Source organism: Bacillus sp. WC2503, assembly GCF_052682895.1.
On the sequence record NZ_JBQYMD010000001.1, the window covers coordinates 2,815,095 to 2,829,217 of the forward strand.

Annotated in this window: 11 protein-coding genes and 1 pseudogene; 1 reads left to right on the forward strand and 11 read right to left on the reverse strand. The window is 34.7% G+C overall.

Annotated elements, in window-relative coordinates:
• Positions 1-50: 50 nt before the first annotated feature.
• The 7 genes and pseudogenes from ACUN26_RS14330 to ACUN26_RS14360 all read right to left on the reverse strand — a co-directional run bounded on the left by ACUN26_RS14330 (position 51) and on the right by ACUN26_RS14360 (position 6,830).
• On the reverse strand, positions 51-1,754 hold the full coding sequence (locus ACUN26_RS14330) for a peptide ABC transporter substrate-binding protein (protein WP_000730158.1): 1,704 nt from the start codon (positions 1,752-1,754) through the stop codon (positions 51-53).
• Positions 1,755-2,101: 347 nt separating this feature from the next.
• Positions 2,102-2,320 (reverse strand): annotated as a pseudogene (locus tag ACUN26_RS14335) (C4-dicarboxylate ABC transporter); the annotation flags it as partial.
• 22 nt (positions 2,321-2,342) lie between these two features.
• Positions 2,343-3,380, reverse strand: a complete 1,038-nt coding sequence (locus ACUN26_RS14340) for an LCP family protein (protein ID WP_000526735.1) — start codon at positions 3,378-3,380, stop codon at positions 2,343-2,345.
• A gap of 17 nt (positions 3,381-3,397) precedes the next feature.
• Positions 3,398-4,396 carry an ECF-type sigma factor negative effector gene (locus tag ACUN26_RS14345; protein WP_000376643.1) on the reverse strand — a complete coding sequence of 333 codons (999 nt, stop codon included), beginning with the start codon at positions 4,394-4,396 and terminating at the stop codon, positions 3,398-3,400.
• Between the two features lie 12 nt (positions 4,397-4,408).
• Positions 4,409-4,942: an RNA polymerase sigma factor gene (locus ACUN26_RS14350; protein WP_000864737.1), complete on the reverse strand. Its 534-nt coding sequence runs from the start codon at positions 4,940-4,942 to the stop codon at positions 4,409-4,411.
• 195 nt (positions 4,943-5,137) lie between these two features.
• Entirely contained in the window at positions 5,138-5,944 is an 807-nt protein-coding gene (locus tag ACUN26_RS14355; RefSeq protein WP_001041420.1) for an ABC transporter permease subunit, read from the reverse strand.
• Entirely contained in the window at positions 5,937-6,830 is an 894-nt protein-coding gene (locus tag ACUN26_RS14360; RefSeq protein ID WP_000626560.1) for an ABC transporter ATP-binding protein, read from the reverse strand. Before ACUN26_RS14360 ends, ACUN26_RS14355 begins: the two co-directional genes overlap by 8 nt.
• A gap of 164 nt (positions 6,831-6,994) precedes the next feature.
• Here ACUN26_RS14360 and ACUN26_RS14365 point away from each other — a divergent pair, with 164 nt between their 5' ends.
• Entirely contained in the window at positions 6,995-7,588 is a 594-nt protein-coding gene (locus tag ACUN26_RS14365; protein WP_001013009.1) for a TetR/AcrR family transcriptional regulator, read from the forward strand.
• A 25-nt stretch (positions 7,589-7,613) separates the two neighbouring features.
• Here the strand turns inward: ACUN26_RS14365 and ACUN26_RS14370 are convergent, their stop codons facing one another.
• The 4 genes from ACUN26_RS14370 to ACUN26_RS14385 form a co-directional block, all read right to left on the reverse strand.
• A complete protein-coding gene (locus ACUN26_RS14370) occupies positions 7,614-8,645 on the reverse strand; it encodes an oxidoreductase (RefSeq protein WP_000719742.1) in 1,032 nt (343 codons plus the stop codon).
• Positions 8,646-8,912: 267 nt separating this feature from the next.
• Complete coding sequence (gene parC / locus ACUN26_RS14375) at positions 8,913-11,336, reverse strand: DNA topoisomerase IV subunit A (RefSeq protein WP_001147488.1); 2,424 nt, start codon at positions 11,334-11,336, stop codon at positions 8,913-8,915.
• 1 nt (position 11,337) lies between these two features.
• On the reverse strand, positions 11,338-13,302 hold the full coding sequence (gene parE, locus ACUN26_RS14380) for a DNA topoisomerase IV subunit B (RefSeq protein WP_001062195.1): 1,965 nt from the start codon (positions 13,300-13,302) through the stop codon (positions 11,338-11,340).
• 374 nt (positions 13,303-13,676) lie between these two features.
• A complete protein-coding gene (locus ACUN26_RS14385) occupies positions 13,677-14,090 on the reverse strand; it encodes a CoA-binding protein (protein ID WP_000151385.1) in 414 nt (137 codons plus the stop codon).
• Positions 14,091-14,123 lie beyond the last annotated feature (33 nt).

The window sequence follows — 14,123 nt, forward strand, 5'->3', positions numbered from 1 at the left end:
AAAAGCATTTCAAGGTAGCTAAGCTACTTTGAAATGCTTTTTCAATTCTTTTATTTTTCAGCAACATATGCCCATTTAAAGCTATATTCCGGACTGATATTATGTTTTACAATACCTTTAATATTTTGTTTTAGAACATATGCATCACCACGTTGGTATAAAGGTACAAGTGCTACATCTTGCTCAAGAAGTAATTTCTCAGCTTTCCCTAACTCTTCCCAACGTTTCTTCGCGTCACCCATTAATTCAGTGCCAGCTTTTTTGATCATATCATCATACTTCGGATCAGCGAAGCTCATTTGGTTATGAGAATGTTTAGACTGGAACATATCTAAGAATGTCATTGGGTCAGCATAGTCAGGTCCCCAACCAGCATATGATATATCATAATCTTGCTCTGTTTCTAGTTTTAGTTTTTGTTTGAATGGCTGAAGTTTAATATTAACTGTTACACCTTTTAAATTTTTCTCAATTTGGTCTTTTACATATTCCCCTACTTTTTTCGCATTACCAGTATCATAGTTTAATAGCTCAATTGTAACTTGGTCTTTACCAAGTTCTTTTTTCGCTTCTTCCCATGCAGCAGCAGCTTTTTTCGCATCTGGTTTGATACCATTTTTAAATGTTTCTTGGAAGTCTTTGCCGTCTGGTCCAGTCGCTAACCCTTTCGGTACTAAGAAGTCAGCTGGTTTAGATCCGTCATTTAAAATAACGTTTGCTAGGTTTTTCTTATCGATAGAAAGCGCGATTGCTTCACGTAATTTCTGACTCTTTAATGGTGTATCTTGTCCACCACGTTTTTGGTTCATACGTAAGAAGTATGTACTTACTTGTGAGTATGTGCCAAACTCCTCTTTGTTATTTCTATATTTATCAACGAATTCACCTGATAGAAGTGCGAAATCAATTGCACCTGTATCAAATAAGTTGACCTTTGTATTTATTTCTTTTACTACACTATAGTTGATTTCATCTAACTTTACAGTCTTTTTATCCCAATATTGATCATTTTTCTTTAGTTTCCAGCCTTGCTCGTGCTTCCAATCAGTAAGAACAAATGGTCCGTTATATACTGTTGTATCAGACTCTAAACCGAATTTATCCCCTTTTTCTTTTACAAACTTCTCATTTAATGGGTAGTACGATGGGAACGCAACTAAGTTTAAGAAGTATGGTACCGCTTGTTCTAATTCAACTTCTAATGTATAGTCATCTACCGCCTTAACTCCTAGTTCAGTTACTGGTTTTTCACCTTTATTAATTGCCTCTGCATTTTTAATCGGGAATGCGATAAACGCATATTCTGCAGTTGTTTTTGGATCTAATAATCGTTGCCAAGCGTACGCAAAGTCTTTTGCAGTTACAGGATCACCATTTGACCATTTTGCATCTTTACGTAGTTTAAATGTATATTTTTTACCATCTTCACTTTTTGTGCTAGATTCTGCTGCAGCTGGGATTGGTTTATTATCTTTATCTAATCGATATAACCCTTCCATTGTGTTCCCTAAAATTTGAGAACCTAATGTATCTGTATTTTTTGAAGTATCCATTGTTGGGATCTCATTTGTTTCTGTACGATTTAGCACTTGTTTCGCTGCTAGTTTTCCTTCAGATTTACTATCTCCACTAGAGCTAGAGTTTGTGCTTGTCTTCTTATCTCCACCTGATGTAGAACATGCTGTTAACGCCATGCTCATTGCTAAAACTGGTGCTACAACTGCTGTTAGTTTTTTCATTTGTTTCTTTTTCATTTTGTACCCTCCCTAATTCTTAACGATAGCTATTAAAGAATTTTCTGATAATTCTGTTTTTCTTTATATATTTATCAGACGATTCTTACTAATTCTTATTCTACTAATTTTTTAATTTTTGTAAAGTATTATTATTGAAAATTTTTAAAAAATTATTTTTTTACAGTAATATTCATAAAAATGCCATAAGTTGTTCAAACCTTATTTCTCCTTTATACACATTCATTGATTTAATCACTTTCATCTCATTTACCGCTTGAATACTTGTTAATTATTGCTAATAAATAATGCATATATCTAAAAACATCTTTTCTACAAAAATAAAAAAGTCAGCTAAACTGACTTTTTTACCCGGCAATTTTTTCTCTTTTCATTTCCTCTACCACTCTCTTATACTTCTCATCATCAAACTCATTTTCACTTTTTGCAACAACTACAGTCGCAATACCGTTACCAATTAAATTAACGATAGCACGTGCTTCTGACATGAAACGATCTCCCCCAAGTAGTAGCGCTAACCCTTCTAATGAGATAACATTCATTGCAGATAGAGTAGATGCTAATAAAAAAGCAGACATTTCGTCTGCTTTAATTCTCCTCAATCTGCTTCGCACTTAATCCTAGATGTGTTCTAAGAGTATCACTCAAACTTTGTAGGTCTTTTTTATTAGGATTATAGTAATAGACACGTTGTCCATTTGGGCCATTAGGTAAATAAAGATCATCACCAGCTAATTGAGTCTTTTCAACTGAACCATTTAAACCATATTTATAAAAAGATAAAATATCATCCATGGCTAAATTTGTTTTAAAATCACCATCAACCGCCTCAACCATTTTCTCTAGTTTTGTAATCGAACCCGCGCTTTTTAATTTATTTAACATCGCTTCAATAACAAGTTGTTGACGTTGCCCTCTCATTGCATCACTGTCAATATGACGCGTTCTTGCCAGCGCAAGTGCTTCTTCTCCTGTTAATTTTTGTAGTCCTTTTTTCAAATGAATCGCATCAGGTTCATCTTTACTATTTTGTTCTGTAAATTCAACTGGGACATCTATTTCAATACCATCTAATCCATCAACAATTTTAATAAATGAGCTAAAATTAAACTTCACAAAATAATCAACGGGGACTTGTAACAATTTTTCTACTGCTTCAACAGATGCTTGTGGCCCTCCATCTTTACCATTTTTAACAAGCCCTCTTCCATATGCATGCGTTATTTTATCCTTTTTCTTTTCAATCGGGACATATGTATACGTATCACGTGGTATACTTGTTAATTTCACTGTCTTATCATCTTTATTAAAAGTTGCCAGCAATAACGCATCTGTATGAAATGCACCACTATACTCCTTTTGACGTTCTTGATTTTCATCAATGCCCATAATTAAAAGTGAAACATTGTTTGCAATTGGTTTTACTGCTTTCTCACGTAAATTTGATTTTTCACCACGCGCTAAATTCAAATTAGATTTTTGTACAAGATTAGAAGTTTTCATATATACATAGGTGCCATATCCACCCCCGCCAAATAGTAATACTCCTAGTAGTAAACTTATTATCGTTGTCTTTTTATATTTCCGCTTATTTTTCTCTTCTCTTGAAGACGAATGATTCCCCATTTATTCTCCTCCTGTTTCTATTCATCCAATATATTTTTCATTTTTTCATATTTCGTGCTATCCTTTTGAAACATACTTTCTTTCAGCCCTTTATCTATTTGTATCCATTCGGTAGTAACTGAATATTGAATCATACCTTCATGAAAACTAAGAAACTTTAACATAACCCCTGTGTTTTTCTCCACAACCATTTCAAATTTCCCTCTTACATCTTCAGAGGCGCTAATAGGCATCTCTATATTTATTACCCCTTCAATTTTGTAACAATCGAGTCCTAGATATTTCGTTTCTTTATAATTCCAATCTTTATATCGAATTAACAAATCTGCGAATTCTGATTGAATACTATGCTTAGCCAATCCCACATATTCGCCATCATACCGTCTCCTCTCACCTGATTTTCTCAACAATCTTTCCGTAGGATTTAGTTTTAATAGTTCATTATTTCTTTCCTCTGGGCTCCATTTTGACTCTTTATATGTATAGTTCTCATCATCAAACTCTTTTTTTCTACCCTCGTTATATATAATCGTTCTTTTTTTCAATCGTTTATCTTCTTGAGATGCAATGCCTCTTTGTTTCTCCGTATCAATCGCATACTTGTATGTTGTAGCCATTCTTGTAGAGCTAGAATATTCCTCAAATTGTCCTGAAATATTTTTAAAATGATCAATTGAATCCAACATCTTTATATGAATTTTTTCCTTATCTGGATAATTTACATTCAATTTTATTTCTTCTTCATTTTCATAATCAGAAAACGCCTTTTTCTTCACATATTCAAATACTCCACCATTTTGTGCAAAGCTTTGTATAGAAAATTCAGACATAGAAACAATAGAAAGCGCTAGAACCGCGGCACTAATTACCATCATATGAACTCTGTAACTCTTCTTTTTTACTGGAAGATTATGCAGTGTATCATTAATCTTTCCATTTAACTTTGGCGGTAAAATAACATTTTCATCTTTTATTCTCTTTTTTAATTTCTCATCAAATGATTTTTCACTATCCATTCTATACACCCCCTATTCCATCTTTAATCGCTCTTCTAATAGTTCCCTTGCACGTGACAACCTTGACTTAACCGTCCCTTTTGGAATTTCTAAAAGGGACGCAATACTCTCTTGATTCATATCTTCATAATAATAAAGTACAGTTACAGCTCTTAATTCTTCCGTTAAAGACTGAATGGCATTACAAAGATCAATATCTTTATATCGGTCGAACGCTACCATACTACTATCATGATCCTCGATTATAATTAGTTTTTTATATGACTTAATTATATTGTTACACTCATTTATTAAAATTCGAATTAACCAAGTTTGAAAAAACGCTTCTTTTTTTAGTTTTTTTATATTTTCATAAGCTTTTAAAATTGTTGTCTGTATCGCATCCTCTATGTTTGTCTCATCATGTAACATCGCCTTTGCAATGCGATACATCTTCACTTTCTCCGTATGTATAAGCGCCATAAAGGCTTCATGATCACCTTTTTTCGCTAAGGAAACATCCGTTTCTTCTTTTACAATCATTTTATATAAAGGGATTACTTTCACAATTGCTCCTCCTGTTTCATCCTCACTTCAAATTTAACTTTACACGTATTAGACTGCGTAGCCTATAAAAAGGTTCATTTTTTCGAATATTTTTGTAAATAAAAAGATAAATATCCTTTTTATGGTGGCACACAATGAACATATCGGTTCAAATTTACAAACAAAAAAGTCCACTTTCACAGTGGACTTGCTACTTTATAACGGTAAATCTCTCTTTCTAAACATAACTATTGCTAACAAAAAGATGCAAACTGCCCCAACGGTTAAACCTAAACTTACCGGCCATATATTATATGTTCCTTCAGCAATTTCTTTCGGACGAAACAGCGTAAATAAAGATAGGCTTTTCATCCACTCTAACTTATCACTTAATTTCCCTACCATATCTAGTACGAAAAATAATATAGTTAAACTTGCTGAATAACTAAGTGCCTTTCTTTCATCATTACATATACAAGAAAAGAAAAATGAATATGCACTAACGACTAAAAATATGAGCCCTCCGACTACATTAATCTTCAAAAATAATTCTTTATTTAAATTATTATCTTTTAAAAACCATTCTGCTCCTACTATACCTGCTACATACGTGACAATTACAATGATAAGTAGCCCCAATATGAGAACAGTAGCTTGCGTAATAGCAATTTTCACTCTGGATACAGGCGTTGCTAGCAAGTATGCCATCGCTCCTTTATCTACATGACGCGCAATTAAATGTGTCGCAACTGTTACGCAAAAAATTGTTAAAATGATAATAAACAATAGACTGTAATACTCCCCAGCTAAAAAATCCATTACGTTTTGAATCGGACTTTCCATACCAACAATTTTTTTCACACTATCAGGCATAGCACTTATTAATTCATTTAATCCTTTCGCTGATACCATTGATGGGAATATCCAAATTAATAACCATAAATAGAGAGCCGCACCAATCGCATAACTAAAAATACTTTTTTGTGTTTCTTTCAAACTAGCTAAAAACAATTGCTTATTCATGCGTTACCCCTTCTTTCTTATCGTAATAATGCATAAATAAATGTTCTAAATCCATCGCTCTCGTTTGAAGTGCCGTTACATTATAGTTTGAAAGTGTTTGTAAAACAGTTTGATAGTTTCCTTGTACAATAATAGATGCCTCTCTGCCTTTTACCGCTTCAAATTGCAAATTACACTTTGTAAGAGATTCAATTTCTTCTTGCGATGATACAGTTACATCTATTACCTGTCGTCTCATACTTTGTAAATCATGAATATTTTCAACTGTTACGAGTCGACCATCTTTAATAATAGCTACTCTGTCACAAGTTCTCTCAATTTCAGTAAAAATATGTGAAGACATAAGAATCGTTTTTCCTCTTTGTTTTTCCTCTACTATTAGTTCTATAAATACTTGCTGCATCAGTGGATCAAGTCCAGATGTTGGTTCATCTAAAATTAACACCTCTGGATCGTGCATAAATGCAGCGACTATCCCTACTTTTTGCTTCATTCCTTTAGACATTTTGCGAATCGGTGTTTTCACATCAAATTGCAGACGATCTATCAGTTCATCTCGTCTTTTCGTATCCTTTAATCCACGCATTCCTTGCATTAATTTTAAAAACTCTAATCCGTTCATTCCGTCAATAAAAGAAATTTCACCCGGTAAATAACCAACTTCCCTTTGAATTTTCGCTGCTTCATTCCAACAATCTAATCCAAAAATTGTCGCTTTACCAGCTGTCGGTTTTATAAATCCCATTAAATTACGAATTGTCGTTGATTTTCCGGCACCATTCGGTCCTAAATAACCAAATACTTCTCCCTCTTTTACATCAAATGTAATATGAAACAAACCTTTTCCATTCGAAAACTGTTTTGTAACATCTTGAACTGAAATCATAAGTCCACCTCATTTTTTGAAATATTTAATATATGATATTTCAAAATTATTGTACTCCTCATCTTTCATATTCGCAACAACTTTTTGAAATATTTATTAGTCCATATTTCAAAAATATTGTTTTCCATTATTTTTTCTTGTATATTTTAAGTGAGGTGATTACATTGAACGGCTTTGAAAAAGTGAAAGAAAAGAAAAAACGCGCCATTAAAGAGGCGGCCTTCGTATTATTTTCAGAACGTGGATTTAATGAAGTAAAAATAGAACATATTGCAAAAGAAGCAAACGTTTCTCAAGTTACAATTTATAATCATTTCGGAAGTAAAGATGCGTTATTTAGGGAGCTTATACAAGAATTTATCATATCTGAATTTCAATATTATAAAGGGCTTGCAGAAGAAAAATTACCTTTTCATGATATGATGCAAAAAATGATTGTAAGAAAAATGAATACTGGCGGGTTATTTCAACCTGATATGTTACTACAAATGATGCAAAGGGACGAAGAACTCCGTAAGTTTATTTATAGTTATCAAAATGAAAAAATCCTTCCCTGGTATTTAGAAATATTAGAACGAGCTCAGCGTAAAAACGAAATTAATCCACACCTTACGAAAGAAATGATGTTACTTTACATTCAAATGTTTACTAAGTTAGGTGATGATTTCGGGGCACAGCTTCTTGAAGGAGATCGAGAAAAACATATACAAGATATCGTTACGATGTTCTTTTACGGCCTTTCTGTTCCAACAAAATAAAAAAGACACGAAATTCGTGTCTTTTTTATTTTACCGAAATGACTCTACCCGTTTCACTACTTTCAACCGCTAATTGAATTAGTTTAATAACATTTAAACCATCTTGCGCTGTTACAGGTAGTTTCTCACCATTTAATATACTATCTCTTACACCTTTATAGTACATGTCATAGCAACCGACTTCTGTTGAAATACGATTTAAAGTTTCTTCTGTTTCTAAAGTAGCAAAATTCTCTTCAGCATCTACCCCATAACCTATATCGCCTGGCTTCATTCCATTTTTTAATTGTTCTTCCTGCGAATCCATACCGTATTTCACGATAGAACCTTTGTCCCCATGTAATGTAAAATGCGGTCCTGCTTGTTTCACGTAACTGCTACTACGTAAAATGACACGCTTAACTCCATAATGAAGTATTACGTGGAAATAGTCATCAATCTCCGCACCTGGCCTTTGTTTTATTACATCTGCGCTTATCGCATCTGGTTTTCCGAATAATGATAGCGCTTGGTCAATTAAATGCGATCCTAAATCATATAATATACCTGAACCTGGTAAATTCTTTTCTCTCCATCGATCGCGTACATGTGGACGGAAACGATCAAAATGCGCTTCATATGCGTATACATTTCCTATTCTATTTTCTTCTAACAATTTCTTAATTGTTAGGAAATCATTATCAAAACGACGATTATGATATACACTTAACATCACATTATACTGCTTTGCTAATGAGATAAGTTCTTCCCCTTCTTCAATTGAAACAACAAATGGTTTTTCCACTACAACATGCTTACCATGTAAAATCGCTTCTTTTACATATGGAAAATGAGTTGTATTCGGTGAAGTAATGACAACTAGTTCAATATCAGATCGCTTTACTAATTCATCAATTGTGTCAACAACAGCAGCATTTGGTAAAGTTTGTTTCACTACTTCTTCTTTTGAAGATAAAATAGCTCGAATATCATATTCTTCTATCGTTTGTAATAGCGGGATGTGAAATGTTGTACTAGAAAATCCAAATCCTACAATCCCTACACCTATTTTTTTCATGTTGCCCCTCCAATTATCCCGCACTAACGGACAGTAAGATCCCTCCTCAAAATTCAGCGAAAACTAAAAAGTTAGGTGAGGGCCTTACTGTCCGTAAAAGCCCGATTAGTTCAACTAATAATCAGTAGGGAATAAAGCCCCTCACTGATTAAAGTTTCACTTTATGAGAACGATTTCATTTCACTATTATAACAAGATTATTTTCATATACATAATAATTCGCTTAGAAAAAAGCATCTCGCTATTATTCATAGCAAGATGCTTCCTTTATTCCGGTCTTTTCTTCGTCCACGTTTCTACTACTTCACCAGTATCATTAACATCTAGTACTAAACTACCATTACTATACCGGTCTTTGTTTCGATACGCTTTCGGATCAACCTCTTCTACAATATTTTTCTCTGTCTTCATGTAAACTAGTTCATCGTCTCGTACAATTTCAATACCTACAATACGGTATGGATTACGTTTTAACTCTTTGAAAATAACAAGACCTCGCTTCGCTCTCGTTGACTTTTCAATTTCTGATGCTTTTAAACGCTTTATAGCACCGCGTTGCGTTACGAGAATAAGTTGATCTTTGTCACCATTTAACGGTTTACCAGAAGCGACATAGTCATCTTCTTTTAAATTAATCGCTTTTACACCAGCAGCTCTTACACCAACTGGACTTACTTCATCTTCATGGAAAATCAGTGCATATGCACCATGTGTCGCAAGAACGATATCACTCGTTCCATCTGTCGCAAATATATCAACAACTTCATCATCTTTTTTCAAGTTTACAGCAACGAATGCCCTTGAATAGCGCTGAACTTTATATTGATTTAATTCCGTCTTCTTAATCATACCATTCCGCGTTACAAATACGATAAATCGTTTTTCTTCCTCAAAGTTCGGTATGACAGTTGCCCAAATAATTGTTTCATCTCGGTCAAGTGAAACAATATTTGCAACGTGCTGACCTAAATCTTTCCAACGAATTTCCGGCATTTCATATACAGGAAGATAAATATAATTTCCTTTGTTCGTAAATAAAAGAACGGTTTCTGTCGTGTTGGTATCGAAACGCTCAAGTAAGATGTCACCCTCTTTCATACCGAAGTCTTTCCCGTTCGATGCATTATGCGAACGCCAACCAGTTCGTTTCACATATCCTTCTTTCGTTACAGTAACGATGACATCTTCTTGCGGAATCATAACTTCCACATCGATTTTAATTTCTTCAATTTCCTCTTCAATTATCGCACGACGATCATCACTATATGTTTTCTTTACTCTCTTCAAATCTGTTTTAATAACTTGAAGAAGTCTTTTTTCACTTTGTAAAATCGCCTGTAACTCTATAATTTTCTTATTAAGTTCAGCTGCTTCTTGCTCTAGCGCAGTAATATCCGTATTCGTTAAACGATATAGTTGCAGTGAAACAATTGCTTCTGACTGAGCTTCTGTAAATCCAAATCGTGCGCTTAAATTATCTTTCGCATTACGTTTATCTTTAGACCCTCGAATCGTTTCAATCACTTCATCTAAAATTGATAATGCTTTCTTTAAACCTTCTACAATATGTTGGCGATTTTCTGCTTTTCTTAATTCATATTGTGAGCGTCTCGTAACAACTTCTTTTTGATGGCCAATATACGCATCCAAAATTTTAGGTAATGTCATAAGTGTTGGACGACGATTATTTATCGCTACCATATTAAAGTTATATGGAATTTGTAAATCTGTATTTTTATATAAATAGTTTAAAATACCTTCAGCATTTGCTTCTTTTTTTAATTCTACAACGATGCGGAGACCTGTACGATCTGTTTCATCACGCACTTCAGCAATGCCATCTAATTTTTTATCTAGACGTAATTCATCCATTTTTTTAACAAGATTTGCTTTATTTACTTCATACGGAATTTCTGTAATAACGATTTGTTGCTTTCCACCACGAATCGTTTCAACCTCTGCTTTTCCGCGAATAATAATTTTACCTTTACCTGTTTCATATGCTTTTTTAATGCCATCTATCCCTTGAATAATACCACCTGTAGGGAAATCTGGTCCTTTAATAACCGCTAACAAGTCATCCACAGAACTATTCGGTTGATCGATACGCATCATTGTAGCATCAATTACTTCTCCAAGATGATGCGGTGGAATTTCTGTTGCATAACCAGCAGAAATCCCTGTAGAACCGTTCACTAATAAGTTCGGGAACATTGCAGGTAATACAACTGGTTCTTCACTCGTATCATCAAAGTTTGAAACGAATTCTACTGTTTCTTTATCGAGATCACGTAATAACTCTGATGCGATTGGTGATAAACGGGCTTCTGTATAACGCATTGCCGCTGCTGGATCACCATCAACACTACCATTATTACCATGCATTTCAACTAAAACATTACGTACTTTCCAAGTTTGACTTAAACGTACCATCGCCTCATATACAGAGGAATCACCATGTGGATGGTAATTACCAATAACGTTACCAACTGTTTTAGCTGATTTACGAAACGCTTTATCATGTACGTTTCCTTCTACATACATAGAATATAATATACGTCTTTGTACTGGCTTTAAACCGTCACGCGCATCTGGAAGCGCGCGGTCTTGAATTATATATTTACTATAACGTGCAAAGCGGTCACCTAACACGTCTTCAAGCGGGAGGTCATGAAACTTCTCTGCCTGCATGTTATTCCACCTCCGTCTCCATAATCATTTCGTTTTCTAAAATATTTCCTTCTTCTTGCATACCAAATTGTACATTACGCTCAATCCATTTACGGCGCGGTTCTACTTTATCACCCATTAATGTCGTAACGCGGCGCTCTGCTCTTGCTGCATCATCAATTTTCACTCGGATTAATGTACGCGTTTCAGGGTTCATCGTCGTTTCCCATAACTGATCTGCATTCATTTCACCAAGTCCTTTATAGCGCTGCAACATATAACCTTTACCGACCTTTTTCGTTACACCATCTAATTCTTCATCAGACCATGCATATTCAATTACTTCACTTTTCCCTTTCCCTTTACTTACTTTATATAAAGGTGGAAGTGCAATAAATACTTTACCAGCTTCGATAAGTGGTTTCATATATCTGTAGAAGAAAGTTAATAACAATACTTGAATATGAGCTCCATCCGTATCTGCATCGGTCATAATAACAACTTTATCGTAGTTAATATCTTCAACAGCGAATTCATTTCCTACTCCGCCGCCAATTGCATAAATAATTGTATTAATCTCTTCATTCTTAAAAATATCAGCAAGCTTTGCTTTCTCCGTGTTAATTACTTTACCACGCAACGGTAGTACCGCTTGAAAACGACGATCTCGCCCTTGCTTTGCTGAACCGCCGGCCGAGTCACCCTCTACTAAATACAATTCGTTTTTTTGAGGGTTACGTGATTGTGCAGGTGTTAACTTCCCGCTTAAAGTACCTTCTGATTTTTTCTTTTTCTTACCACTACGTGCTTCTTCTCTCGCTTTACGAGCAGCCTCACGTGCTTGCGCTGCTTTAACTGCCTTTCTTACAAGAAGTGTAGCTACATCCGGGTTTTCTTCTAAAAAGTAAGCTAAATGCTCTGATACAATTGCATCAATAGAAGAACGAGCTTCACTTGTACCCAGTTTCCCTTTCGTTTGTCCTTCAAACTGCAGTACTTCTTCTGGTACACGTACAGAAACGATAGCCGCTACACCTTCACGAATATCTGTACCTTCTAAGTTTTTATCTTTTTCTTTTAATAATGAAACTTTACGAGCATACTCATTAAACACACGTGTCATCGCTGTTTTAAATCCAGCTTCGTGTGTTCCACCATCTTTTGTACGTACGTTGTTTACAAACGAAAGAATATTTTCTGAGTAACCATCATTAAACTGGAATGCTAGTTCTGCTTCAATCCCATTTTGTTCACCAGTGAAATATACAACTGGATGAATTGAATCTTTTTCTTCGTTTAAGTATGAAACGAAAGCTTCAATTCCTGTTTCATAATGAAATATATCTTCTAAATCATTACGTTCGTCTTTTATCGAGATTTTCATTCCTTTTAATAAGAATGCAGATTCACGTAATCTCTCACATAATGTTTCATAATTGTAATTTGTCGTACTGAAAATCGTTGTATCTGGTTTGAAGTGCATTGTCGTACCAGACTCTTTTGTTTTCCCGATTTTCTCTAACGTCGTTGCAGGAACGCCACCATTTTCAAAGCGTTGTTCATAAATGTTACCATCACGTTTAATTGTTACTACTAACCATTCTGACAAGGCGTTTACAACTGATGCCCCAACACCATGTAAACCACCACTCGTTTTATAGCCACCTTGACCAAACTTACCACCTGCATGAAGTACAGTTAAAATAACTTCAGGTGTAGGTTTCCCAAGTTTATGCATTCCCGTAGGCATTCCTCGCCCTTTATCAATAACGCTAATACTATTATCTTTATGTATTACGACAGAAATTTCGTCGCCAAATCCCGCTAACGCTTCGTCAACGGAGTTATCTACTATTTCATATACTAAATGATGCAATCCACGGCTATCCGTACTCCCGATATACATACCCGGGCGTTTTCGAACGGCTTCAAGTCCTTCTAACACTTGAATTGCATCTTCATTGTATTGGAACTGATGCTTCGCCAAACTCCTTGCCCCTTTCCTAATCAAATCAGAACATATGTTTCTATTATAGAATAACGCCTCGACTATAGTTTTGGCAAGTTATCTTATCTCTTTTATATACCATTTTCAATAGAAAAATCCTTGTTTTTTCACAAGGATTCCTCTAGGCTACTATTTCAGAAAAATAATCGTTTGTCAACGAGAAATGGATATGTATTCCAAGATTACACATTCCAAACCTTTATCATGATCCAAATGATCAATATCCAAAACGGGATAACAAGTAACAATCCCCAAAAACAGCCTTTAAAAAATCTCATGATGAACACCTCGTTCATCGGCCCTACTTATCTATAACGAGGGCTGAATCAATCTTTCTATCTTTAAAATCTATACTATTTTGTCATCGCATGTTCTACTTTAATACAACGGTCCATTATTACAGTATAGTCTTTTTCTTTTAAAAGTTTATACGTATCTTCATCTTGTACTCCTAGTTGTGCCCAAAAAACATCTGCATCAATCTCTACAAACTCTTTCGCAACACCCATTAAAAATTCTGAACGGCGGAATACGTTTACGATATCAACATGTTCTTTAATATCCGCCAGTGAAGGAACTGCCTTTTCTCCAAGTACTTCATCAACTGTTGGATTTACCGGTATAATGCGGTACCCTGCATCTTGCATCGCTTTTGAAACCATATACGATGTACGTTCTGGTTTATCTGATAATCCAACAACCGCAATCGTTTTACTTTTCTTCAATACTTCACCAATTTCCGTACGAGTTGGGTTTTCAATTGTCATAATTAGTCCCTCCTATTCCTTTAGTATATCCGA